Raw genomic sequence first — 24,441 nt, 5'->3', positions numbered from 1 at the left:
AATATTTAAACCAATAAGCGTTTTTCAATTAGTAGCTTGCAAACCAATAAAGTAGAAAAAATATTTCCGTGAATTATCCAAACTCTAAAACTGTAGATACTACAGATACCTATTTTGATATTGAAGTAAAGGATCCTTACAGGTGGCTGGAAGATGATAGAAGTGAAGACACAAAAACTTGGGTAAAAGCTCAAAACAAAGCTACATTTAAATATTTAGATAATATACCATATCGTAATGAAATAAAAAATCGTTTAACTGAAATTTGGAACTACGAAAAAATTGGTGCTCCTTTTAAAGAAGGGGATTACACGTATTTTTATAAAAATAATGGCCTTCAAAACCAATATGTAATTTATAGATATAAGACTGGAGAAGATCCAAGTTCTGCTACCATTTTTTTAGACCCAAATACGTTTAAAGAAGATGGCACAATTTCTCTTGGAGGCATAAGCTTTTCAAAAAACGGTAAGATATTGGCCTACTCCATTTCTGAAGGTGGGAGTGATTGGAGAAAGGTATTAATTATGGATACCGATACCAAAGAAATAATTGAAGACTCACTTACAGATATAAAATTTAGTGGGATGTCTTGGTATAAAAATGAAGGTTTTTATTATTCTAGTTACGATAAGCCACAAGGTAGCGAATTATCTGCTAAAACAGACCAACATAAAGTATACTATCATAAATTAGGAACCCCTCAAAAAGAGGATGTTGTAATTTATGGTGCTTCAGCAATTGAAAAACATCGTTACATCTACGGTACAGTAACACAAGACAATCGTTATTTAATTATTTCGCCAAGAGTTTCAACAACTGGTAACAAATTATTTATAAAAGACCTTACAAAACCCAATAGTAAATTTGTAACTATACTAAATCATACAGATAGCGATACTTATATTATTGAAAACCAAGGCAGCAAATTATTTTTAGTTACAAATTTAAATGCACCAAACAAAAAAATTGTAACTGTAGATGCATCTAATCCAATTCCCGAACATTGGGAAGATTTTATTCCTGAAACAGAACATGTTTTAGTACCAACAAAAGGTGGTGGTTATTTCTTTACTGAATATATGGTTGATGCCGTATCTAAAATTTTACAATACAATTATAATGGTAAATTAATAAGAGAAATAAAATTACCTGGTGTGGGTAGTGCCAATGGTTTTTCTACAAAAAAAATAGACGAAACAGAATTATATTATTCTTTTACAAACTATAAAACACCAAGTAATATATATAAGTACAATAAAAACACAGGTGCTTCAGAGTTATACCGTAAACCTAAAATCGACTTTAATCCTGATGATTATGTAAGTGATCAAATCTTTTACAACTCCAAAGATGGCACTAAAATACCTATGATTATTGCTTATAAAAAAGGATTAAAGTTAAATGGCAAAAACCCAACAATACTTTACGGCTATGGTGGTTTTAATATTAGTTTAATACCAAGTTTTAGCATAACCAATGCTGTTTGGATGGAACAAGGTGGTATTTTAGCTGTTCCTAATTTACGTGGAGGTGGCGAGTATGGAAAAGCATGGCATGATGCAGGAACAAAAATGCAAAAACAAAATGTTTTTAATGATTTTATCGCTGCCGCAGAATACTTATTAAGTAAAAAATATACATCATCAAATTTTTTAGCAATTAGAGGTGGCTCTAATGGTGGATTACTTGTTGGAGCAACCATGACACAACGTCCAGATTTAGCAAAAGTAGCTTTACCAGCAGTTGGTGTTTTAGATATGTTACGATACCATACCTTTACAGCTGGTGCAGGTTGGGCTTATGATTATGGTACTGCTGAAGATAGTAAAGACATGTTTTTATATTTAAAATCTTATTCTCCATTACATAACGTGAAACCTAATGTAGAATATCCTGCTACCTTAATTACAACTGGCGATCATGATGATAGAGTAGTACCTGCTCATAGCTTTAAATTTGCTGCAGAACTACAAAGTAAACAATCCGGTAACAACCCAACATTAATTCGTATTGAAACCGATGCAGGACATGGCGCAGGAACACCTGTTAATAAAACCATAGAACAATATGCAGATATTTTTGGCTTTACTTTATACAATATGGGCTTAGATACTCTAACTTCTAAAAACCAATAAACAGTATGGAGATTGATGCGTATAAAACACACTTCTGTTAAAGAAACGTATATTTTTCTGCTATTTTTGTAATAATATGTTAAACGTAAAAAACCTAACTTTTTCTTATAATAAAACAACGGTTCTCAAGAATATAACTTTCAAAGTAAAACTAGGGGAAAATGTTGCTGTTATTGGTGAAAGTGGTTCTGGAAAAAGTACCTTATTAAAAGTTTTATATGGTGAATACGATATAGATGCAGGTGATATTTTTTGGAATGATAAGAAAATATTAGGTCCAAAATACAATTTGGTTGTAGGATACGACTTTATGAAGTATGTTGCACAAGAATTCGATTTGATGCCATTTATAACGGTTGAAGAAAATATAGGTAAATTCCTTTCTCGTTTTTATCCTGAAGAAAAGCATCGTCGTACTGAAGAATTATTAAAAGTTGTTGAGCTTACTAAGTTTGCTAAAATTAAAGTAAAAACTTTAAGTGGTGGTCAAAAACAACGTGTCGCTTTAGCACGTGCCTTGGCAAAACAACCAGAAATTATTTTACTAGACGAGCCTTTTAGCCATATTGATAATTTTAAAAAACAAAGTCTTCGCAGAAATGTTTTTAAACATTTAAAAGACAACAATATAACTTGTATTGTTGCAACTCACGATAAAGAAGATGTTCTTGGTTTTGCAGACCAAATGATTGTTTTAAACAATAATAAAATTGCCGTTAACGATAGTCCTGAAAATTTATTCAACACACCAGAAACACCTTTAATAGCCTCCTTTTTTGGTGAATTTAATTTAATTAATAATGAAATTATTTATGCACATCAATTAAAAGTGGTTGAGCATTCTACTCTAAAAGTTGAAGTTAAACAGTCTTATTTTAAAGGGTATTATAATTTAATTGAAGCTAATTTAGAAAGTGAAATTGTATTTTTTGAACATCAAGAAAGCCTTAAACCTGGAACCGAAGTTTGTTTAGCTATTAAGAAATAAAAAGCTATAAAACGTTAAGGATTTTAAAGGATTCACCTCTAAACGTTATTATAGAACCTGATGTATTTCCTAACAAAAGTTGCCCAATAGGTGTATTTGCAGAAATAGCATAAAACTTCTCATTTTCTACTTTAATTTCGCCAACACTTATTGCTATAAAATAATTAGCCTGTGAAGTATAAATAACACTACCTAAACCAATACTATTTGCGCTTATATCAACATTTACTTTATTGAGAATTTGTTTTGTTTTTTCTATTTCTGCCAATTGATTTCCAGCTTTTTCGCGCTCGAGTTGTAACATAGCACGACCTGTTTCGTGCTTATCGCCGGCACTACTTTTGGTTTCACTAGTCAAAGATTTTTGAATGTCTTTAATGGTATTTTGTACCGTTTGAATACGCGTCTCAACAAATGAGACACATTGGTTATATAATTCTTGCTTTATATTCATGTTACTAAATCTGCTAATTCTTTTCCTACTAAGCTACCAATAGCAATACCCATACCGCCCAAACGAACACCACAAAACGCGTTATTACTTAATTGTTTTACAATTACCTTTTTTTGAGAACCAACACCCATAATACCACTCCATCTGTGGTCTATTTCAAAAGGTGTTTCGGGTAAAATAATGTTTTTTAAAAGGTCTTCGAGCTTATTTTGAATTAGCTTGGTTTGATTAAATTCTGTGGTTTCTTCACCTTTAAAATCCAGATTGCGCCCGCCACCAAGAAGCACTCTGTTATCTATATTTCTAAAATAATAGTAGCCTTTATCTAAATGAAATGTGCCTTTTATATTTAAATCTTTAATAGGTTTTGTTATTAAAACTTGTGCTCTTGCTGGTTTTACCTCTTGATTGATTAATTGTGATGCAAAACCATTTGTAGCTATAAGAAGTTTTGAAGCTGAAAATTCAAATTGATTGGTTTGTATTTTTACTAAATTATTATTTTCTGAATAACTATCGACTTTTATATTGTTTAAAATTTTTATGCCTTGTGATTGTACTTTTTCAAGCAAGGATTCCATCATTTTTCCCGTATCAATTTGTCCTTCAAACTGATTAAAAACATATTGGTTATTTATGTTTTTAAAATTAAAAATATTGTCTTTTATACTAAATACAATATCTTTAAAAATAGGTTTTAACAACCTATTTATGGTTTCTTTTTTAGAAATACAGGTGTTAAATAATGTTTGGTTTGAATTTATAAACAGCTCGTATCCGCCTAATTGTTGGTAGCCAATTTGCTTATCTCCGAGAGTTTGTCTTAACTGTTTTAAACCTTCAAAACGTTTTTCTATTAGCTGAATAACTTCATGCTCTGAGTGTATTACTAAATCGTCTAGTATTTCGCTTAGGCTCCCAAAACATGCAAACCCTGCGTTTTTTGTGCTTGCTCCTTGTGGTATTGTGCCTTTTTCTAGAATTAATATTTTAGATTCTGGAAATTGCTTTTTTAATTGAAGGGCACAATTAAGACCAACAATACCGCTACCTACAATACAAAAATCTATATTTGATAGCCATGATTTTATTTCCCAATATGATAAATTCATGAAGCTAAGTTAGAATTTTTAAATGAAATTCTGCTTTGCGTTAGGGATTGTAATGGTTAGCTTTTGGCGAGGCGCGCATCGAGCCAAAACTAGTAATGGAAAGCCCGACCCTTGAGGTAACGCCATAAAAAAACTCCGAAATAATTTCCGGAGTTTTCTTGATATTTAATCTTCGTTTGGTTTATCCATAACAAAGTCTTCCATAAATTTAGTGGTGTAATTACCGGCTAAATAATCTGGATGATCCATAAGTTGCCTATGGAATGGAATGGTAGTTTTTATACCTTCTATAACAAACTCATCTAAAGCTCGTTTCATTTTATTTATAGCCTCTTCTCTGGTTTGCGCTGTTGTAATTAACTTAGCAATCATAGAATCATAATTTGGCGGAATGGCATAACCTGCATAAACATGAGTATCTAAACGTACACCATGGCCACCTGGGGCATGAAGTGTTGTTATCATACCTGGTGAAGGTCTAAACCCATTAAAAGGGTCTTCTGCATTAATTCTACACTCAATTGAATGTAATTTTGGTGTATAATTTTTACCTGAAATTGGCACACCTGCTGCTACAAGAATTTGTTCTCGAATTAAATCGAAATCTATTACTTGCTCTGTAATTGGGTGCTCTACTTGAATACGTGTATTCATTTCCATAAAGTAAAAATTACGATGCTTATCAACTAAGAACTCAATAGTTCCTGCACCTTCATACTTTATATACTCTGCTGCTTTTACAGCAGCATCACCCATTTTTTTTCGAAGTGCATTGGTCATGAACGGCGACGGAACTTCTTCAGTAAGTTTTTGATGACGACGTTGTATTGAACAATCTCTTTCTGATAAATGGCAAGCTTTTCCTGAAGAATCACCTACTATTTGAATTTCAATATGTCTTGGCTCTTCAATGAGTTTTTCCATATACATATCGTCATTTCCAAAAGCAGCCTTAGATTCTTGTCTAGCAGAATCCCAAGCTTCTTTAAGGTCTTCTGGTTTCCAAACTGCACGCATACCTTTACCACCACCACCGGCAGAGGCTTTTAGCATAACAGGATAACCTGTTTCTTCAGCTACTTTTACACACTCAGGAAAATCTTCAATAACACCATCACTACCTGGTACACATGGTACGCCGGCAGCTTTCATGGTTGCCTTGGCATTTGCCTTATCGCCCATGCGGTCTATCATTTCTGGAGACGCACCAATAAATTTAATTCCGTGCTCTTCACAAATTTTTGAAAACTTAGCATTTTCTGATAAAAATCCGTATCCTGGATGTATGGCATCTGCGTTTGTAATTTCTGCGGCAGATATTATGTTAGACATTTTTAAATAGGACTCGCTACTTGCTGGAGGACCTATACATACAGCTTCGTCTGCAAATTTTACGTGTAAACTTTCTTCGTCTACGGTAGAATAAACAGCTACTGTTTTAATGCCCATTTCTTTACAGGTTCTAATAACACGAAGTGCTATTTCTCCTCTATTGGCAATTAATATTTTTTTAAACATCTTTTTTGAATTAGATAATTAGAGAATTGGATTATTCGATTATTAAAATATTAGAAATATAAAATTCTAATAATTCAAGGGGTCTAATAATCTAAAATTAAGATGGGTCTACTAAAAATAATGGTTGATCAAATTCTACTGGAGAAGAATCATCAACTAAAATTTTAACTACTTTTCCTGAAACTTCAGATTCAATTTCATTGAAAAGTTTCATAGCCTCAATAATACAAAGTACATCTCCTTCTGCAATAGTTTGCCCTACCTCAACAAATAAAGGTTTATCTGGTGATGGTTTTCTATAAAAAGTACCAATAATTGGTGATTTTATTGTGATGTATTTTGAATCTTCTGCAGCAGCCTCAACTGGTGTTGCAGCTGGTGTAGCAGCAGGCGCAGCTGGTACTTCTAGAGTAGGTGCAGCAGCCATAACTTGTTGTGGCATTTGAGTAGCAGGAACTTGATGCACAATTGTTGTGTCTGAATCTGATCCTGTTTTAATGGTGATTTTTATATCATCCATTTCTAGTTTAACCTCGCTTGCTCCTGATTTTGCAACAAACTTAATTAAGTTTTGAATCTCTTTTACGTCCATAATATTACTAATTAGTTAGTGGTTAGTTTTTTGAATTATAAGCCCATTTTAAATAAATGGCTCCCCAATTAAATCCGCCTCCAAAAGCGGCAAATATAATATTGTCTCCTTTTTTAAGTTGTGATTCATAATCATTTATTAGAAGCGGTAAAGTTGCAGATGTTGTGTTCCCATATTTATGAATATTCATCATAACTTTATCCTCATCTAAATCTATACGTTGTGCTGTAGCATCAATAATACGTTTGTTTGCTTGATGTGCAGCTAACCAATCAACTGTATCTTTTGTTAAATTATTTCGTTCTAATATTTTTACTGTAGCATCTGCCATATTAAAAACAGCATTTTTGAATACGGTTCTTCCTTCTTGAAAAGCATAATGCCCTCCTTTTTCTAAAGTTTCTGCTGTTAAGGCATGTGATGAACCGCCATAGGTAGCTTGAAGAAATTCTCTACCAGTACCATCACTTCTTAAATATTCGTCTTGCACCCCAAGATTTTCATCATTAGGTTCAAATAATACAGCACCTGCGCCATCTCCAAAAATGATACACGTTGCTCTATCTTTGTAATTGATTATTGAAGACATTTTATCTGCTCCAATAAGCAGCACATTTTTATATCTCCCAGATTCAATATAAGATGAAGCTACAGACATACCAAATAAGAAACTAGAACATGCTGCATCCATATCAAAAGAAAACGCATTTGTTGCACCAATCTCTGAGGCTGTAAAAGAAGCTGTTGAGGCTGCTTTCATATCTGGAGTTGCTGTTGCTACAATAACTAATTCTATATCTTTAGGGTCTATCCCTTTTTTGTTTATTAAATCTTGAGCAGCTTTTATGGCTAGGTAAGATGTTCCTTTTCCATCGTCTTTAAGAATTCTACGCTCTTTAATTCCCGTTCTAGAGGTAATCCATTCATCGTTTGTATCAACCATCGTTTCAAGAATTTGATTGGTTAATACATAATCTGGCACATAAGCGCCTACAGCTGTAATCGCTGCTGAGATTTTACTCATACCTTTATTTTTAATTTGACCAAAAATCGTTAAAATTGGACGAAAACACGCAAATTTTTATGAAAACTAATAAATTTTGGTCTAATAATATACAAATTAAGTGTTTTTGTTAATTAGAAAAAGTATTTCATAAAAAAAACGCTCATAAATGAGCGTTTTATATTTAAATGCATAAATAATTATGCAACATTTTCTATTTCTTCAGAATTGTCAATTAATACTTGACCTCTGTAGTATAACTTTCCTTCATGCCAGTGTGCTCTATGGTATAAGTGTGCTTCACCAGTTGTAGGGCAAGTAGCAATCTGTGGCGCAGTTGCTTTGTAATGTGTTCTTCTCTTATCTCTTCTTGTTTTCGAGATTTTTCTTTTAGGATGTGCCATTTTATATCTTTATTTATCCGTTAATAATTTCTTTAATGTATTCCAACGAGGATCAATTTCCTCTTCTTTGTCTTTTTTATCTTTGAGTTTAGGGCTTAATTCTTCTAATTTATTAAGTATGTCAGAATCTAATGTACCATCTTCAACTCCTGGGTGTATCCTTTTTAATGGTACAGCTAGTATAACTAATTCGTAAATATATTGCTGAATATTAACTTCATAAGTTCCATGAGGAACTATTAAAATGTCTATATTTTCATCATTATATTCATCACCAAACTTAACTACTAAATCAAACTCATTCTCAATGGGTTGATTAAAGGGTTCGTTTGTTAAATCACAATTAATATTTACCCATCCAGAAATTTCAAAATGTAACTCAAGTAATGTTGTCTTTTTTTCTAATTCAAGATTAACATTAATGTTTACATCATTAAAATCTTCATACTCAAAATGTTCAAAGAACGCTTGCTTAACTTCGTACTCAAAATGATGTTTTCCTATTTTTAATCCTACAAATGGGATTGTAAACTCTTTCAGTAGCTTCATAACCGCATCTATTTTGAGCCTGCAAATATATAAATTTTTATTTACCTAACACGAGTTATCAACATTTTTTTAATTATGTTTTTTTTGACTTGTTTTGGCAAAGGTTTTAACTAATAATCAACCAATTAACGATGCACTTTTCGAGGTGCTTTTTTTAACGGATTTGAAGTAAGTTGTTCATAACTCATTCTGTTTTTATATATTTTAATCGCACTAAAAATTGCTTCTTTAAATGAGTTTTCGTCTGCAATTCCTTTCCCTGCGATTTCATATGCAGTACCGTGATCTGGTGAGGTTCTTACTTTATTTAAACCTGCTGTATAATTAACACCTTGACCAAACGAAAGTGTTTTAAAAGGAATTAACCCTTGATCGTGGTATGATGCAATAATGGCATCAAAATTTTTATAATTATTTGAGCCAAAAAAACTATCAGCAGCATAAGGTCCGTAAACTAATTTACCACTTTCTTTTATTTTATGGAGAGTTGGCCTAAGTACATCATCATCTTCACTTCCAATAACACCATTATCTCCTGTATGCGGATTTATACCTAAAACAGCAATTTTAGGTCTTTCTATTTTAAAATCTTTTTTAAGCGAATTATAAACCGTGTTAATTTTTTGCTCTATCAATTCTGGAGTGATATGTGTTGAAATATCTTTAACAGGTACATGATCTGTAAGTAGTCCTACTCTTAGCGTATCTGTAATCATAAACATTAAACTCTCACCTTCAAGTTCTTGAGCTAGATAATCTGTATGCCCAGGGAATTTAAAATCTTCTGATTGAATATTGTGTTTATTTATAGGAGCAGTAACCAAAACATGTATAGCATTTTCTTTTAATGCTTTTGTGGCTGTTTCTAAAGATTTTATTGCAAATCTTCCAATTTTTGTGTCTTCTTTCCCAAACTCAATTTTTACAGGTTCATTCCAACAATTAAACACATTAACTTTATTATGAGTTATTTGATTTAAATTATTAATTATATTAAAATTAATTTGAGATTTGAAGTGTGTTTTAAAAAAAGTCATAGCTTTTGCCGAAGCAAAAATTACAGGAGTGCAAAAATCTAAAAACCTATTGTCCTCAAATACTTTTAAAATTATTTCTCCACCAATACCATTTAAGTCACCTATAGATATTCCTACTATTATATTTTCTTCTTCCTTCATTAAAATGACAACTTTTGTTCGTAATTTTGAAATTCATTTAATACTGCAAATTTAACCAAATAAACAAACAATATTATGTTTACAGGAATTATTGAAGATATTGGAGTCGTTTCAAATTTAAAAAACGATTTAGACAATCTACACATATCAATAAAAAGCGCCATCACTTCTGAGTTAAAAATAGACCAAAGTGTAGCTCATAATGGTGTTTGTTTAACCGTTGTTAAAATTAACAATGATGAATATACTGTTACCGCAATAAAAGAAACCTTAGAAAAAACAAATCTTGGTACTTTACAAATTGCTGATAAAGTGAACTTGGAAAGAGCTATGAAATTAGGAAATAGACTCGATGGACATATTGTTCAAGGGCATGTTGATCAAACGGCTATTTGTACAAACATTAAAGAAGAAAATGGTAGTTGGGTGTTTACATTTAATTATGATAGTACTTTAAACAACATCACTATTGAGAAAGGATCTATAACAGTAAACGGAACAAGTTTAACTGTAGTAAACTCAAAAGTGGATACATTTAGCGTTGCCATTATACCTTATACTTATGAACATACAAACTTTAATACCTTCAAAATTGGTACAACAGTTAACTTAGAGTTTGATGTTTTAGGGAAATATGTGGCAAAACTTGTAGACTTAAACAAGTAATCTATTTATTTTTTTTAGAAAAAACTAGCTTTCTTACCCCATAAAATATAGCGAATACAATACCGTAGAATATACCTCCATCAATTGGAAAACCCGGTGGTGGTGGTGGCCCTGGCGGTGGAGGGGTTGGCCCAGGTAATGTCTGAGCTGCGCACACAAAGCTTATTAATACAAATAAGGTTGAGGCAATTATTCTTTTATTTTGTATTGTCATGGGGTCACAAATGTATAAAAAAAAGCGAGTTAACAAAACAAATATATCTTATAGGTGTTAAAAATATCTATGAAATGTCAAAAAATATCGATGAAATGCGTTTTTTTGATTTATTTCGATTAACATATGTTAACAATACCAATATACAAATTGTAATAAATATAAAATTAATCCCTCACTTTTAATTTACAGAACAAATATATATAAATCACTGTAAAAAAAATTAAAATTAACTAGCGAATTTAAATCTATATATAAACGTTGTGTTTTAATATAAATTATAAAAAAAGCCTTCAATTTCTTGAAGGCTTTTACAATTTCTAGAAGTGGTCCCACATGGACTCGAACCATGGACCACCTGATTATGAGTCAGGTGCTCTAACCAACTGAGCTATAGGACCGAAATTGGAGTGCAATATTACTACTTATTTTGATTGTTAGCAAGAAAAATTATTTCTTTATCTCTTGACATAACTCAATTAAAACCCCATTTGATGATTTTGGGTGTAAAAAAACCACTAACTTGTTATCGGCGCCTTTCTTTGGTGTTTCATTTAACACCTTGAATCCCTCTTTTTTAAGTCGCTTAATTTCAGATACTAAATCATCAACATCAAAAGCAATATGATGAATACCTTCTCCTTTTTTATCAATAAATTTTGCTATTGGGCTATCTTTTTTTGTGGCCTCTAATAATTCAATTTTATTTTCACCTACTTTAAAAAAAGATGTATTAACTCCTTCAGTTTTTACCTCCTCAACTTTATAATGAGGTTTACCAAAGAGTTTGGAAAACAATTCATTAGAATTTTTAAGGCTTTTTACAGCAATTCCTATGTGTTCAATTTTATTCATAAGCACAACTTTTACATTAAGATACAAATTAAGTAATCCAAAAGTAACATAATCTTTAAATATCCGTTATTTTTGTAGCGTAGTTAGAGTAATACTACATAAAATTTAACATGGAAGAAAGTCAAAGACAAAAAAAAATAGGGTCTGTTTTACAAACCGATTTAGTTGATGTATTACAGGGAGCTGCTACACAAGGCGGTATGCGTGGTGTTTTAATTTCGGTTACAAAAGTTAAAGTAACTGTAGATTTAGGTGTTGCTAAAGTTTATTTGAGCATTTTTCCTAATGATAAGGGCAAAGAGTTACTTGAAGGTATAAAATCTAATACGCCATTAATTCGCCACGAATTAGCGCAACGTACCAAAAACCAACTACGTAGAATGCCTAATTTAGAATTTTTTATTGATGATTCTTTAGAATACATTGACCAAATAGAAAAATCTTTAAAAGGGAAAGAAAACCCAATTAAAGATCCTTCAATTTTAGATAAAAGAAAAAAATCTTAATTTTCTAATTGAGTTTCCCTCTTCACATAGCAAAACGTTACTTACGCTCTAAAAGCTCTAACAATGCTATAAATTTTATAACCAATATTGCCTTAATTGGTGTTATTCTTGGTTCAGCATCCTTGTTTATTGTCCTGTCTGGCTTTGCAGGTTTAAAAGATTTTACATTACAGTTTACTAGTCAAGTTGATCCTGATTTAAAAGCTATACCCAGTATTGGAAAATCATTTATTCTAACCGAAAATGATGTTAATAAACTAAATAATTTATCAGACATTGCCTATTATTCTAAGGTTATAGAAGAACGTGTTTTTATAACTTCTGGCAACAAAAACACACCTGCGGTTTTAAAAGGTGTTGATGAGCACTTTCAAAACGTAGTAAATGTTGATTCTACTCTAGATCATGGAAGTTGGTTTGAACAAAAATCTAACCAACTGGTTATTGGCTGGGGCATTTCTAATAGTTTATCTCTTGGGGTTTTAAATTATACGAAACCCATAACTATATATGTTCCTAAACCCGGAAAAGGAGCAATATCATCAATAAAAAATGCATTTAATAGTATTAATGCTATTAATGTTGGTGTGTTTTTTATTAATGAAGATTTAAACGATACTTATATTTTTGCACCTTTAGATTTAGCAAAAAATCTTCTTAATTATAAATCTAATCAAATTACAACTATAGAATTTAAACTCAATAATAATATAGATGAAAACGAGGCTATATCTAATATTAAAGCTGTATTAGGCGACAAAGTAATTTTAAAAAACAGAGCACAACTTAACGATGCACTTTACAAAATGTTAAATACAGAAAATTTAGCTGTATATCTCATTTTTACACTTGTACTAATTATTGCCTTTTTTAACGTAATAGGTTCTTTGATTATGATGATGCTTGATAAAAAAAGAAGTCTAAATACCTTATTTAATATAGGTGCCACAGTAAAAGACATTCGGACAATATTTTTTTACCAAGGTAGTTTAATGAGCATTGTAGGAGGGCTTATTGGTTTGGTTTTAGCACTAATAATTACTGGCTTACAAAAAGCGTTTAGTTTGGTTATGATAACACCAACACTCGCTTACCCAATAACTTTAAAGTTTGAAAACTTTATTATCGTGTTTTTAACCATTTCTATTTTAGGGATTGTAGCTTCAAAAATTGCTTCTAGTAGAATTACAAAATCATTAGTACAGAATATATAGTTTACTCTGTAAATTGGTGTCCAGCAAATTTTTCAAGTACCTCGTCAAAAGCAGCAAAAACATCTTCAGATTTATCACTAGTTACCATTTTCATGCGGTATTCTTTAAAATGCGGAATGCCTTTAAAATAATTTGTATAGTGACGTCGTGTTTCAAAAACACCAAGAATTTCTCCTTTCCAATCAATAGACATTTGTAAGTGGCGGCGAGCTGCTTCTACACGTTCTTCTAGAGAAATTGGCGCCAAATGTTCTCCTGTTTTAAAAAAGTGTTTTACTTGCTTAAAAAACCAAGGATTTCCAATAGATGCTCTACCAATCATGGCACCATCTAAACCAAACTCATCACGCATTAAAGCAGCTTTTTCTGGAGTATCAACATCGCCATTTCCAAAAACAGGAATGTGCATTCGTGGGTTGTTTTTAACGGCTGCAATAGGTTTCCAATCGGCATCGCCTTTGTACATTTGTGCTCGAGTGCGCCCATGAATAGAAATAGCTTTACAGCCAACATCTTGCAAACGTTCGGCAACCTCAACTATTCTTATAGAATCATGATCCCAACCTAATCGTGTTTTTACAGTAATAGGTAAATTAGTACGCTTAACCATTTCGGCTGTAAGTTGTTCCATTAAACAGATATCTTTTAAAATACCAGCACCCGCGCCTTTACTCACAACTTTTTTTACTGGGCAACCAAAATTGATATCTATAATATCTGGTTTAGATTCTGCTACAATATCAATGGTTTGCAACATACTATCTAAATTGGCTCCAAAAATTTGTATGCCAACTGGTCGCTCTTTTTCATAAATATCAAGCTTCATAACGCTTTTTGCAGCGTTACGAATTAAGCCTTCGCTTGATACAAACTCTGTATACACGACATCTGCACCTTGCTCTTTGCATAATGCTCGAAACGGTGGGTCGCTAACATCTTCCATTGGTGCTAAAAGCAATGGGAAATCTGGAAGTTCTATGTTGTCTATTTTTACCAAAATATTACTCGCCTAATTCTGTGATTTTTTTCTCGTAAAGCTTTTTACTTTCAACAACAGCTACATTAAGCTCTTGCATAATACCATCTACTCTATCTTCTATGCTTTTCATTTGTCCGTTAATAGAATCAAATGAATTTAATGCTGCAGCCACCTCAAGTGCTTTAACAACCTCAACAGCATCATTATGTAAAAGTCTTAGTTTTCCTATAGCCTCTGAGGTATTTGCCAATGTACTGTTATACTTTGTTTTGGCTTTATTTATTGCTTTTAAAAGTGTATTTCTACTTTTTTCGTCGCTTAAGCTATTGGTTTGAGTTTCCATAGCAGTAAATAAGTTTGCTGCTTTGGTTTTTAAATCTTCGTATTCTTTATTTAAGTTGTTTACTCGTTTATTTACTTTTTCCCAATCACCATAAACTTTTGCAAACTCTTTGTCTTCATTTTTAGCATCTTCTAAAGCAGATTTTAAAGCGCCCAAAGATGATAATCCTTTGGTTACATTTTTATTCGCAACTTCTTTTTTACTCTCGAAAGTAGCTACTTGAGATTTAAATTTATCTTTTAAACGAATTAAATCTTCTGGACTTTTATCTTTCCAACAAGATGTTACTATTAAAAACAATCCTACTAAAACTAGTGCTTTTTTATACATTTTAACGATGTGTTATCCTTTATTTTGGCTGCAAATATACAATGAACCTAATAAACTAAAAGAATTTGAAGTTTTTTAAATGTGTTATAACCATTTTAAGGGCATTAAATTTTAATTAAAATAACCACATATAAGCAAACAAAATAACCGAAATTAGCATTTATAAAAAAGTAAACTATTTGCAAATCCCTTTCGAGCCCCAATTATTTGGGTATAACATAAACATTCACTTGGTTTTAGAATACCTCGCCTTTTTTGTAGCGTTTAGGTATTATGTGTATTTACGTAAAAAATCTACTGATATAATTTCAACAAACAACCGCTTATCAATTATTTTGGGTGCTGCTTTAGGCGCACTAATAGGTTCGCGTTTGGTTGGATTTTTGGAAAACCCACTTATTGAATTTTCGCAAGAAAACATGATTAAGCTTCTTAACACTAAAACCATTATGGGTGGTTTGTTTGGTGGTTTACTGGGTGTGGAATTTGCTAAAAAGCGTATTGGTGAAACCCAATCTTCGGGAGATTTATTTGTGTTTCCTATTATCTTAGGGATTTTTATTGGCCGTGTGGGATGTTTCCTTTCGGGAATTAATGAGTTTACTTATGGCTACGAAACAACTTCTGCTTTCGGGATGAATTTGGGAGATAATTTACTTAGGCATCCAACATCTTTATACGAATTGGTATTTTTAATAGTATTATTTTTTGGATTAAAACACATACAGAAAACTAAAAAACTTAAAAATGGTGACTTGTTTAAATGGTTTATGATACTGTATTTTACATTCAGGTTTTTTATTGAATTTTTAAAACCGAATGTTTTTTATGTTTTTGGGTTAAGTAGCATCCAAATATTATGCATACTTTGTTTGCTGTATTACCGAACTACAATTTTTAAATTTAAAGAAAACTGGAGCGCGCGTTAGGGATAGAAGCGGCATCCTTTTTTGAAACTATCGAAACCAAATTATTTTTTGGTTGAAGACACCGAAGCTAAGCTTTAAAAAAAATATAGCGGATAGCCCGACCCTTGTGGTAACGCACAACTAATCAATAAAAACACAACATATGCCTGTTAGAGATTACACCTATTACGATTTTACTTTAAGCCTTTGCCCCGAATGTTTAAAGCGTGTAGATGCTAAAATTGTGTTTGAAAACGACAATGTTTATATGCTTAAACGTTGTAAAGAGCACGGAAATAGTAAAGTGCTTATTGCAGACGATATTGAATATTATAAAAACATTAGAAACTACAATAAACCCAGCGAAACGCCGTATAAATTTAATACAAAAACCGATTATGGTTGCCCTTACGATTGTGGCTTGTGCCCCGATCATGAACAACACAGTTGCCTAACAGTTGTAGAGGTTACAGACCGTTGTAATTTAACCTGCCCAACCTGTTACGCGGGGTCGTCGCCAACCTATGGCAGACATCGTACTTTAGACGAGGTAAAGGCTATGCTAGACACCATTGTTAGGAACGAAAAAGAGCCCGATGTGGTACAAATTTCGGGAGGCGAACCTACCATACACCCGCAGTTTTGGGAAATTTTAGATTATGCAAAATCCTTACCCATTAGGCATTTAATGCTCAATACGAATGGGATTAAAATTGCAAAGGATATCGCTTTCGCGGAAAGACTAAAAACCTACGCTCCAGATTTTGAAATTTATTTACAATTCGACTCTTTTGAAAATAGCGTATTACGAGAACTTCGTGGCGCCGATTTAAACCATATTCGTAAACAAGCTATTGAAAATTTGAATAGTGTAAACCTATCGACCACCTTAGTGGTTACTTTACAAAAAGGTCTGAATGACGGCGAAATTGGAAAAATTATAGATTATGCTTTAAAGCAAAAGTGCGTGCGAGGAGTTACACTACAACCCACGCAAATTGCGGGCCGTTTAGATAATTTTAACCCCGAAACGGATAGGATGACACTTACAGAAGTGCGCCGTAAAATTATGGAACAGACCGATATTTTTAATCCTGATGATTTGCTTCCTGTACCTTGTAACCCCGATGCTTTAGTTATGGGTTATGCGTTAAAATTGGAAGATGAAGTGTTTCCGTTAACACGTTATATTAACCCGAATGATTTATTGGACAATAGTAAAAACACCATTATTTACGAGCAAGATTCACAATTGCAAGATAAAATGATTGAGTTGTTTAGCACAGGAAATTCTGTTGAAGTAGCCGAAGAAAACCTAAAAAGCATCATGTGCTGCTTACCTAATATTGATGCGCCAAACTTGGGTTACGATAATTTATTCCGTATTATTATCATGCAATTTATTGATGCTTACAACTTTGATGTGCGTGCTATTAAAAAATCGTGTGTGCATATTGTAGATAAAGACAATAAAATTATCCCTTTTGAAACCATGAATTTGTTTTATAGGGATGATAAGAAAGCGCGTTTGGAGGAATTAAGGAATGAAGTATAATGAATAATATATTATTAGAAAGTGCCGCTTTAGGTTGGTATATAATTTTACTTATATTTTTAGTTTTTGGTCTACCAACTATTCTTTTAATAGTTGGCATAGCTATAAGACAAAAAAAGAAAAAGACTTCTAACGTCTTACTAATTATAACAGCAGTTTATGCTATTATTGGTCTAGGTATTTGCGGTAGTTTAATGTTTTAAATTTTTAAAAATGATACATTTATTAAGTCCGAATATGAATTTAGATGGTTTGATTTACTTAATCCTTGCCATTATGTTTGGACCTGCAATTTTACTAGCCATTATTGGTTTTGCAGTACTTAAAAAGAATAAATATGCTGCAAAAGTTTTATTTATTTTAGCTGCTATTTATGTTATTGTTAGTTTAGGTATTTGTGGTAGTATGATGGTTTAACAAAACCCAAAGTCCGTAAAAGCCAAGAAACAACTCGGCAAAAGTTCCAAAAATATAACCAAACGTTGGTGTGCCATCAAGTATTAAACTTAACACTCTGCCCGAGCCTAAACCTAGCATAAAAATTAAGTTTGTAATTAAAGCAAGTTTTAAATAGTTAGTTTTAAAAACGCCTAATACCCATACTATTGAAAACCCTATATACAAACCCATTATGGCTTTAAAAAAGTTATGCTCATCAATAGTATTTAAATGAATATCGAATTGCCAATCCGGATTAAAGCCATAAACAAAAGACACAGGTACAACGATTAAAACCGAAATAATTAAATGTATTTTATTAATAAAATCCTGTTTGGTTTTAATCATTTAAAATGTTTAAAATTGTATATCGGCCTCAACCAATTCTCCTTTTCTATCAACAACAACTTTGGTCTTGTTTCCAGTTTCAAAAGTTGCTAAAACTTTCATGTAACTCATCATATCGGTAACAGCACTATCACCTAATTTAACAACAATATCGCCTTTCTGTAAACCTGCTTTTTGTGCTGGCTTGTCTTCGCTTAAACCATCAATTCGCATGCCATTACCATCAAACATATAATCAGGAATTACACCCAACCCAACTTTAAATCTTGGGGTTTCTTCACTTTCGTTTTTAGTTTTTCTAAATGGTAATTTACCGTTGTTATCTAAATCTGTAATAACTTCAAAAATATAATTTGAAATGGTTGTCATTCCATCATAATTCAGTTTTTCAAAATCGTCTGTTGGTTTATGGTAATCTTCATGCTGACCTGTAAAAAAATGCAACACAGGGATATCTACATTGTAAAACGATGTATGATCGCTTGGGCCTATACCGGATTCTTTTTGAATTAATTTAAAATTGCTATTATGAGCCTTTAAAGTTTGTTTTAAAATGGGCGATGTGCCAACACCATAAACAGCAAGAGTGCTATCGGCTTTTAAACGCCCAACCATATCCATATTAATCATGTAATTGATTTTTTTGGTATCAATAGTGGCATTTTTTACAAAATAATTAGAGCCTAATAAACCCATTTCTTCACCAGAAAATGCCAAAAACAAATAGTTATTGTTCGTGTTTTTATTTTTTAATTTTTCAGCTAAACTTAACATAACGGCAATACCACTTGCATTATCATCGGCTCCGTTATGAATGGCTTTTTCGCCTCTATGTAAAGAACCTTCGGCACCATAACCTAAATGATCAAAATGTGCACCTATGGCAATGGTATTCTCTGCATTATTATTTATAAACCCAATAATATTTGTTCCGGTAATTGTACTATCTCCATCTTTTACAGTATAATTTACTTTTTGATGCGGATTTGTTTTGGGCTTAAACGTAAAAGCTTGAAAATAACCATTGGTTCCTTTTGCTTCTACACCTAAATTTTTAAAACGCTTAGCAATGTAATTTGCAGCTGCTTTCTCGCCTTCTGTTCCGGTTTGGCGACCTTCTAGCGCATCATCAGATAAAAAAACAACATCGTCTTTTATGGATACTGCTTTAACAACTTCTTGTTTACAAGAACTTAAGAAAAACAAAAAAAATAGGACTATTGAGTATTTCATGGTTATTAATATTAATTTTGTTCAAATTTAATCAATACTTCTAAATTTTTCAGAATGAATAAGATATACTTCGTTGTTATCGTACTTTTAGTCTTGGCGTGTAAACAAGAGAAAAAAGAAAATACCGTAAAACAAGAGGAGCCTAAAACCACAAAAGACTCATTAATTTTTACTGGAGAAACACATTTTAAATCCATTAAGCAAATTACTTTTGGTGGCGATAATGCTGAAGCTTATTGGAGTTTTGACGACAAACAAATTGTATTTCAATCTAACAACAAAAACTGGAACGTAAGCTGCGACCAAATGTTTTTAATGAATGTAGGTGAAACTTTTAAAGACAACATACCCCCAATGATATCTACAGGTAAAGGACGTACAACATGTTCTTATTTTTTACCAGACAACAAGCATATAATTTACGCATCAACACATTTAGGAGACGAAAAATGCCCAGATACACCATTGCGTAAAAACGGCAAATACATTTGGCCGGTATATGATACGTTCGATATTTTTGTTGCCGATTTAAACGGTAATATTGTAAAGCAATTAACCAATGAAAAGGGGTATGACGCAGAACCAACCGTTTCTCCAAAAGGTGATAAAATTGTATTTACATCAACTAGAAGTGGCGATTTAGAACTTTACACCATGAATATTGATGGTACAGATGTTAAACAAATAACTAATGAGTTAGGTTATGATGGTGGCGCTTTCTTTTCGCCAGATGGTACCAAAATTATTTTTCGTTCTTCACGACCTAAAACCGAACAAGAAATAAAAGAATACAAAGATTTATTGGCTGAAGGATTAGTAGAACCAACCGATATGGAACTGTATATTTGTAATGCCGATGGAAGCGATTTACGCCAATTAACCGATTTAGGAAATGCTAATTGGAGTCCGTTTTTTCATCCTTCAGGAAAGAAAATATTATTCTCATCTAATTTTGAAGCAGAACGTGGTTTTCCTTTTAATTTATATTTAATTGATATTGATGGCAAAAACCTAGAGCGCGTTACCCACAGCGAAACTTTTGATGCCTTTCCTGTGTTTTCAAACAATGGTAAATATTTAGCATTTTCATCAAACAGAAACAATGGTGGAGGGCGTGACACCAATCTTTTTATTGCTGAATGGCAAGATTAGTATATTTATAGCTAAATAATTAAACTATCTTTGCGAAATCTTTTTTAGACGAGATTTGATTTATGAAGAACATTAGAAATTTTTGCATTATAGCACATATAGATCATGGTAAAAGCACACTAGCCGACCGTTTGCTAGATTTTACTGGATCTGTAACAGCCAGAGAACAACAAGCACAGCTACTAGATAGTATGGATTTGGAGCGCGAACGTGGTATTACCATAAAATCGCATGCCATACAAATGGATTATGAATTTGAAGGTGAAAAATATATTTTAAACTTAATAGATACTCCTGGTCATGTAGATTTCTCTTATGAAGTGTCTCGATCTATTGCTGCTTGCGAAGGTGCTCTACTAATTGTTGATGCAGCTCAAAGCATACAAGCGCAAACCATTTCTAATTTATATTTAGCTTTAGAAAATGACTTAGAAATTATTCCTGTTTTAAATAAAGTAGATTTACCTAGTGCCAACCCAGAAGAAGTTACCGATGATATTGTAGATTTATTAGGTTGCGAACCAGAAGAAGTTATTCATGCTAGTGGAAAAACAGGTTTTGGGGTTGATAATATACTGGAAGCTATTATAAAACGTGTTCCTGCTCCTAAAGGAGATCCAAACGCACCATTACAAGCTTTAATTTTCGATTCGGTGTACAACACCTTTAGAGGTATAGAAACTTATTTTAGAGTTTTTAACGGCGAAATTAAAAAAGGACAACATATAAAATTTGTTGCTACTGATAAAGATTATTACGCCGATGAAGTTGGAACCTTAAAACTAACTCAGGTAGCAAAGCAAAGCGTAAAAACCGGTGATGTTGGTTACTTAATTACCGGTATTAAAACGGCTAAAGAGGTAAAAGTAGGTGATACTATTACAGATTTTGCAAAACCTACAACTAATATTGTTGAAGGTTTTGAAGATGTAAAACCTATGGTATTTGCTGGTATTTACCCTGTTGATACAGAAGATTATGAAGAGCTTCGTGCCTCTATGGAGAAGTTGCAATTAAACGATGCATCCTTAGTATTTCAGCCAGAAAGTTCTGCTGCGTTAGGTTTTGGCTTTCGTTGTGGGTTTTTAGGAATGCTACACATGGAAATTATTCAAGAACGTTTAGAGCGTGAGTTTGATATGACTGTAATTACTACGGTTCCCAATGTATCTTATCATGCTTACACCAATAAAGAGCCAGATGAGGCCTTTATTGTAAATAACCCTTCTGATTTACCAGAACCATCAACTGTAAATCGTGTTGAAGAGCCTTTTATAAAAGCAACTATTATTACCAAAGCAGATTTTGTTGGTAATGTTATGTCTCTTTGTATTGAAAAGCGCGGACAAATTATTAATCAAACCTATTTAACTACTGAGCGAGTTGAATTAACTTTTGAAATGCCTTTGGCTGAAATTGTATTTGATTTTTATGATAGATTAAAAACAGTTTCCAAAGGATATGCTTCTTTTGATTATCATCCAATTGGTATGAAAGTATCAAAACTGGTACGTTTAGATATTTTATTGAATGGCCAAACAGTTGATGCGCTTTCTGCATTAATTCATGCCGATAATGCTCAAAATATTGGTAAAAAGATGTGTGAAAAGCTTAAAGAATTAATTCCGCGTCAGCAATTTGATATACCAATTCAAGCAGCAATTGGTGCCAAAATTATTTCTAGAGAAACTATTAAAGCACTTCGTAAGGATGTTACTGCTAAGTGTTATGGTGGTGATATTTCGCGAAAACGTAAACTTCTTGAAAAACAGAAAAAAGGTAAAAAACGTATGCGCCAAGTTGGTAATGTAGAAATACCTCAACAAGCGTTTATGGCGGTATTGAAGTTGAATGATTAACTACTTAACTTTAGCGGATAACTTGCGTTAGGGATTGCAGAGAAAAGCCCACAGCGAGGCACGAGTGAGGACTTGTAACGTAAAGCCCGACCCTTGTGGTAACGCCCTAAAAACTATTGTTCTAGCCACTTTCTAAAATCTGAGGTTGTAGATGAGCTAGTCATTGCCTTGTCTTTTATACCTTTTATGGTAATGAGTAAACGGTTTTTAAAATGACTTTCAATATTATCTATAGCATCGATACAAATAATTTCGCTTCGGTTAATTTTAAAGAATTTATTGGGATGTAATTGTTGATGAATACTTCCCAAATTTTGAGAAATGGTATGTCTTTTTCCTTTAATATCTGTAGCAATACAAAAATCGCCAGAAGCCTCTATTTTACTAATTTCCGAGACATTTAGTAATTGAATGCCCGTTGCTTTTTTAATTACAAAACGCTTTTTATAATTGGTGTGTTCTTCTTTTAAAGCCGATTTAAGCTCTGTAATGGTAGTTTTGTTTAATATATTATAGTTACCTTTTTTAAACAGCGATTGGTATTTTTCCATGGCTTTTTTAAAATCGGTTTGAGTGTATGGTTTTAAAATGTAGGCAATACCATTGGTGTTAAAGGCTTGAAACAAATATTCGTCATGAGCAGAACAAAAAATAATGGGAATATTTATAGAAATATCGTTGTATAAATCGAACGACATGCCGTCTAACAATTGAATGTCTGACAAAATAAAATCGTAAGTGTTTTTTTGTAAAAAGGCTTTACCCTCTGCTATTGAACGCGCCCAATGGTGTGGTATATTATCTTGAAAATAATCGTTTACAAAGGATACTAATTTTTGATATGCTGGAATTTCGTCTTCTAGAATTAGAATATTCATTGTTTTAGTTTTCTTCTATTAATTTAATAATTGGAATGGATATTTTGAATTCTTGCTCGGTATTAATAACTACAACTTCTTTATCTGATAATAATTTATAACGGGCTTTTAAATTCTCTAATCCTGTACCAAATGATTCGTTTTTAGGTTTAATATTGGATTTTGTATTACTAACCTTAAGTTGGTCTTCATCAATTGAAATAATTGTTTTTATAGCAATACCTTTAATTGGTTTATTGTGTTTTACAACATTTTCTAATAATGCTTGAAGCGCTCCGGTTGGAATAAATTTGTCTTCTAGGGTTGTCTTGTTATCTATTTTAAAATCGTAATCGTCTTGAAAGCGTGTTTTTATTAAAAACATATAATTTTCGGCAAGCTGTAATTCTTCAGCAAGTTCCATAACCTCAGCATCTTTTGTTTTTATTAAATAGCGATAAATTAAGGATAGCCTATTAATGTATTCTTTTGCTTTTTCGGTATTACTATCAATTAAAGAATCTAGAGTATTTAGATTATTAAACAGAAAATGCGGATCTATTTGAGAGCGTAATAATTTTAACTCGTTTTCTTTTTGCTGTTTTTCAATTTTTAAAAATTCATTCTGTCCTTCGTAAAATTTCTTGGTTAACAACAAGGCAAAAGGAAAAGCCATTTGTTGTGAACTTATATTAATCATTAATAAAATAAAGCTTAAACCTTTAGGGTATTTACTCCAATCGTTATCTCCAGACCAAAAGCCAATTGTGTAATCTACTGCCGAAATAGAAACCATTAACAATATAGCCAAAACAAAAAATAGAACGTATTTTTTTTCCATTACAAATTTTGGAATTAACCAGTAAATAAATAATAGAATTAAACTACAAACGCAAATTAACTCGATAGTGAAATCGAAGAAATACTCTCTCAATAAGGCACCTCTATCATAATAATCTATACCTTGAATAATAAAGGAAATACAAAAGTAGATTCCTAATATTATAAAATCTGATATATTAAGTTTCGTATTCATAATTAGATAAAC

General features: G+C 32.1%; 25 protein-coding genes, 1 tRNA gene and 1 pseudogene. 11 read left to right on the top strand and 16 right to left on the bottom strand.

The genetic code is table 11. The annotated features are described in order from the left end of the window. Nucleotides 1-13: 13 nt before the first annotated feature. A pseudogene (locus tag Q0842_RS00540) lies at nucleotides 14-2,138 on the top strand (prolyl oligopeptidase family serine peptidase). 76 nt (nucleotides 2,139-2,214) lie between these two features. Then, nucleotides 2,215-3,126, top strand: a complete 912-nt coding sequence (locus tag Q0842_RS00535) for an ABC transporter ATP-binding protein (RefSeq protein WP_298492834.1) — start codon at nucleotides 2,215-2,217, stop codon at nucleotides 3,124-3,126. A 4-nt stretch (nucleotides 3,127-3,130) separates the two neighbouring features. Here Q0842_RS00535 and Q0842_RS00530 read toward each other — a convergent pair whose 3' ends face one another. The 8 genes from Q0842_RS00530 to pdxA all read right to left on the bottom strand — a co-directional run bounded on the left by Q0842_RS00530 (nucleotide 3,131) and on the right by pdxA (nucleotide 9,936). Continuing rightward, nucleotides 3,131-3,580 carry a 3-oxoacyl-ACP synthase gene (locus Q0842_RS00530; RefSeq protein ID WP_298492831.1) on the bottom strand — a complete coding sequence of 150 codons (450 nt, stop codon included), beginning with the start codon at nucleotides 3,578-3,580 and terminating at the stop codon, nucleotides 3,131-3,133. After that, nucleotides 3,577-4,692, bottom strand: a complete 1,116-nt coding sequence (locus Q0842_RS00525; protein WP_298492828.1) for an FAD-dependent oxidoreductase — start codon at nucleotides 4,690-4,692, stop codon at nucleotides 3,577-3,579. Before Q0842_RS00525 ends, Q0842_RS00530 begins: the two co-directional genes overlap by 4 nt. Before the next feature lie 165 nt (nucleotides 4,693-4,857). Continuing rightward, complete coding sequence (accC, locus tag Q0842_RS00520) at nucleotides 4,858-6,210, bottom strand: acetyl-CoA carboxylase biotin carboxylase subunit (RefSeq protein WP_298492825.1); 1,353 nt, start codon at nucleotides 6,208-6,210, stop codon at nucleotides 4,858-4,860. Between the two features lie 97 nt (nucleotides 6,211-6,307). After that, nucleotides 6,308-6,802: an acetyl-CoA carboxylase biotin carboxyl carrier protein gene (gene accB / locus Q0842_RS00515; protein WP_298492822.1), complete on the bottom strand. Its 495-nt coding sequence runs from the start codon at nucleotides 6,800-6,802 to the stop codon at nucleotides 6,308-6,310. Between the two features lie 22 nt (nucleotides 6,803-6,824). Next, complete coding sequence (locus tag Q0842_RS00510) at nucleotides 6,825-7,826, bottom strand: beta-ketoacyl-ACP synthase III (RefSeq protein WP_298492817.1); 1,002 nt, start codon at nucleotides 7,824-7,826, stop codon at nucleotides 6,825-6,827. Nucleotides 7,827-8,005: 179 nt separating this feature from the next. After that, nucleotides 8,006-8,209 (bottom strand): 50S ribosomal protein L32, encoded by a 204-nt coding sequence (gene rpmF / locus Q0842_RS00505; protein ID WP_109352001.1) that lies wholly within the window; start codon nucleotides 8,207-8,209, stop codon nucleotides 8,006-8,008. 9 nt (nucleotides 8,210-8,218) lie between these two features. Beyond that, nucleotides 8,219-8,758, bottom strand: a complete 540-nt coding sequence (locus Q0842_RS00500) for a DUF177 domain-containing protein (RefSeq protein WP_298492808.1) — start codon at nucleotides 8,756-8,758, stop codon at nucleotides 8,219-8,221. A 125-nt stretch (nucleotides 8,759-8,883) separates the two neighbouring features. Then, nucleotides 8,884-9,936 carry a 4-hydroxythreonine-4-phosphate dehydrogenase PdxA gene (pdxA, locus tag Q0842_RS00495; RefSeq protein ID WP_298492805.1) on the bottom strand — a complete coding sequence of 351 codons (1,053 nt, stop codon included), beginning with the start codon at nucleotides 9,934-9,936 and terminating at the stop codon, nucleotides 8,884-8,886. 75 nt (nucleotides 9,937-10,011) lie between these two features. Here pdxA and Q0842_RS00490 point away from each other — a divergent pair, with 75 nt between their 5' ends. Further along, nucleotides 10,012-10,602 (top strand): riboflavin synthase, encoded by a 591-nt coding sequence (locus Q0842_RS00490; RefSeq protein WP_298492802.1) that lies wholly within the window; start codon nucleotides 10,012-10,014, stop codon nucleotides 10,600-10,602. A 541-nt stretch (nucleotides 10,603-11,143) separates the two neighbouring features. On the opposite strand, the gene Q0842_RS00485 is transcribed toward Q0842_RS00490, so the two are convergent. Together Q0842_RS00485 and mce are read right to left on the bottom strand one after the other, a co-directional pair. Further along, a tRNA-Ile gene (locus Q0842_RS00485) sits at nucleotides 11,144-11,217 on the bottom strand. A gap of 49 nt (nucleotides 11,218-11,266) precedes the next feature. Beyond that, nucleotides 11,267-11,671 carry a methylmalonyl-CoA epimerase gene (gene mce, locus Q0842_RS00480; RefSeq protein ID WP_298492798.1) on the bottom strand — a complete coding sequence of 135 codons (405 nt, stop codon included), beginning with the start codon at nucleotides 11,669-11,671 and terminating at the stop codon, nucleotides 11,267-11,269. Nucleotides 11,672-11,781: 110 nt separating this feature from the next. On the opposite strand from mce, the gene rbfA reads away from it, so the two are divergent. Together rbfA and Q0842_RS00470 are read left to right on the top strand one after the other, a co-directional pair. After that, complete coding sequence (rbfA, locus tag Q0842_RS00475; protein WP_298492795.1) at nucleotides 11,782-12,177, top strand: 30S ribosome-binding factor RbfA; 396 nt, start codon at nucleotides 11,782-11,784, stop codon at nucleotides 12,175-12,177. A gap of 8 nt (nucleotides 12,178-12,185) precedes the next feature. Beyond that, nucleotides 12,186-13,391 carry an FtsX-like permease family protein gene (locus Q0842_RS00470; RefSeq protein ID WP_298492792.1) on the top strand — a complete coding sequence of 402 codons (1,206 nt, stop codon included), beginning with the start codon at nucleotides 12,186-12,188 and terminating at the stop codon, nucleotides 13,389-13,391. Nucleotide 13,392: 1 nt separating this feature from the next. Here Q0842_RS00470 and dusB read toward each other — a convergent pair whose 3' ends face one another. Both dusB and Q0842_RS00460 read right to left on the bottom strand, forming a co-directional pair. Beyond that, complete coding sequence (gene dusB, locus Q0842_RS00465) at nucleotides 13,393-14,388, bottom strand: tRNA dihydrouridine synthase DusB (protein WP_298492789.1); 996 nt, start codon at nucleotides 14,386-14,388, stop codon at nucleotides 13,393-13,395. Between the two features lie 4 nt (nucleotides 14,389-14,392). Beyond that, a complete protein-coding gene (locus tag Q0842_RS00460) occupies nucleotides 14,393-15,043 on the bottom strand; it encodes a hypothetical protein (protein ID WP_298492786.1) in 651 nt (216 codons plus the stop codon). Between the two features lie 179 nt (nucleotides 15,044-15,222). Between Q0842_RS00460 and Q0842_RS00455 the strand changes: the two genes are divergently transcribed. The 4 genes from Q0842_RS00455 to Q0842_RS00440 all read left to right on the top strand — a co-directional run bounded on the left by Q0842_RS00455 (nucleotide 15,223) and on the right by Q0842_RS00440 (nucleotide 17,923). Further along, complete coding sequence (locus Q0842_RS00455) at nucleotides 15,223-15,972, top strand: prolipoprotein diacylglyceryl transferase family protein (protein ID WP_298492784.1); 750 nt, start codon at nucleotides 15,223-15,225, stop codon at nucleotides 15,970-15,972. A 142-nt stretch (nucleotides 15,973-16,114) separates the two neighbouring features. Beyond that, nucleotides 16,115-17,506 (top strand): radical SAM protein, encoded by a 1,392-nt coding sequence (locus Q0842_RS00450; protein ID WP_298492781.1) that lies wholly within the window; start codon nucleotides 16,115-16,117, stop codon nucleotides 17,504-17,506. Continuing rightward, on the top strand, nucleotides 17,506-17,709 hold the full coding sequence (locus Q0842_RS00445; protein ID WP_298492778.1) for a hypothetical protein: 204 nt from the start codon (nucleotides 17,506-17,508) through the stop codon (nucleotides 17,707-17,709). Before Q0842_RS00450 ends, Q0842_RS00445 begins: the two co-directional genes overlap by 1 nt. A gap of 10 nt (nucleotides 17,710-17,719) precedes the next feature. Next, nucleotides 17,720-17,923, top strand: a complete 204-nt coding sequence (locus Q0842_RS00440; protein WP_298492775.1) for a hypothetical protein — start codon at nucleotides 17,720-17,722, stop codon at nucleotides 17,921-17,923. Here the strand turns inward: Q0842_RS00440 and Q0842_RS00435 are convergent. Together Q0842_RS00435 and Q0842_RS00430 are read right to left on the bottom strand one after the other, a co-directional pair. Next, on the bottom strand, nucleotides 17,894-18,292 hold the full coding sequence (locus Q0842_RS00435; protein WP_298492772.1) for a DUF4345 domain-containing protein: 399 nt from the start codon (nucleotides 18,290-18,292) through the stop codon (nucleotides 17,894-17,896). The genes Q0842_RS00440 and Q0842_RS00435 overlap by 30 nt on opposite strands. Before the next feature lie 9 nt (nucleotides 18,293-18,301). Beyond that, nucleotides 18,302-19,525 carry a M20/M25/M40 family metallo-hydrolase gene (locus Q0842_RS00430; RefSeq protein WP_298492769.1) on the bottom strand — a complete coding sequence of 408 codons (1,224 nt, stop codon included), beginning with the start codon at nucleotides 19,523-19,525 and terminating at the stop codon, nucleotides 18,302-18,304. Nucleotides 19,526-19,579: 54 nt separating this feature from the next. On the opposite strand from Q0842_RS00430, the gene Q0842_RS00425 reads away from it, so the two are divergent. Together Q0842_RS00425 and lepA are read left to right on the top strand one after the other, a co-directional pair. Then, a complete protein-coding gene (locus tag Q0842_RS00425) occupies nucleotides 19,580-20,677 on the top strand; it encodes a hypothetical protein (RefSeq protein ID WP_298492766.1) in 1,098 nt (365 codons plus the stop codon). A 62-nt stretch (nucleotides 20,678-20,739) separates the two neighbouring features. Beyond that, entirely contained in the window at nucleotides 20,740-22,536 is a 1,797-nt protein-coding gene (lepA, locus tag Q0842_RS00420; RefSeq protein ID WP_298492763.1) for a translation elongation factor 4, read from the top strand. A gap of 113 nt (nucleotides 22,537-22,649) precedes the next feature. Here lepA and Q0842_RS00415 read toward each other — a convergent pair whose 3' ends face one another. Then, on the bottom strand, nucleotides 22,650-23,414 hold the full coding sequence (locus tag Q0842_RS00415) for a LytTR family DNA-binding domain-containing protein (protein ID WP_298492759.1): 765 nt from the start codon (nucleotides 23,412-23,414) through the stop codon (nucleotides 22,650-22,652). A gap of 4 nt (nucleotides 23,415-23,418) precedes the next feature. Further along, a complete protein-coding gene (locus tag Q0842_RS00410) occupies nucleotides 23,419-24,429 on the bottom strand; it encodes a histidine kinase (protein WP_298492756.1) in 1,011 nt (336 codons plus the stop codon). Nucleotides 24,430-24,441: the final 12 nt, after the last annotated feature.

It is taken from the genome of uncultured Algibacter sp., from assembly GCF_947495675.1.
GTDB lineage: Bacteria > Bacteroidota > Bacteroidia > Flavobacteriales > Flavobacteriaceae > Algibacter_B.
This window is presented reverse-complemented; position numbering and strand designations above follow the sequence as displayed.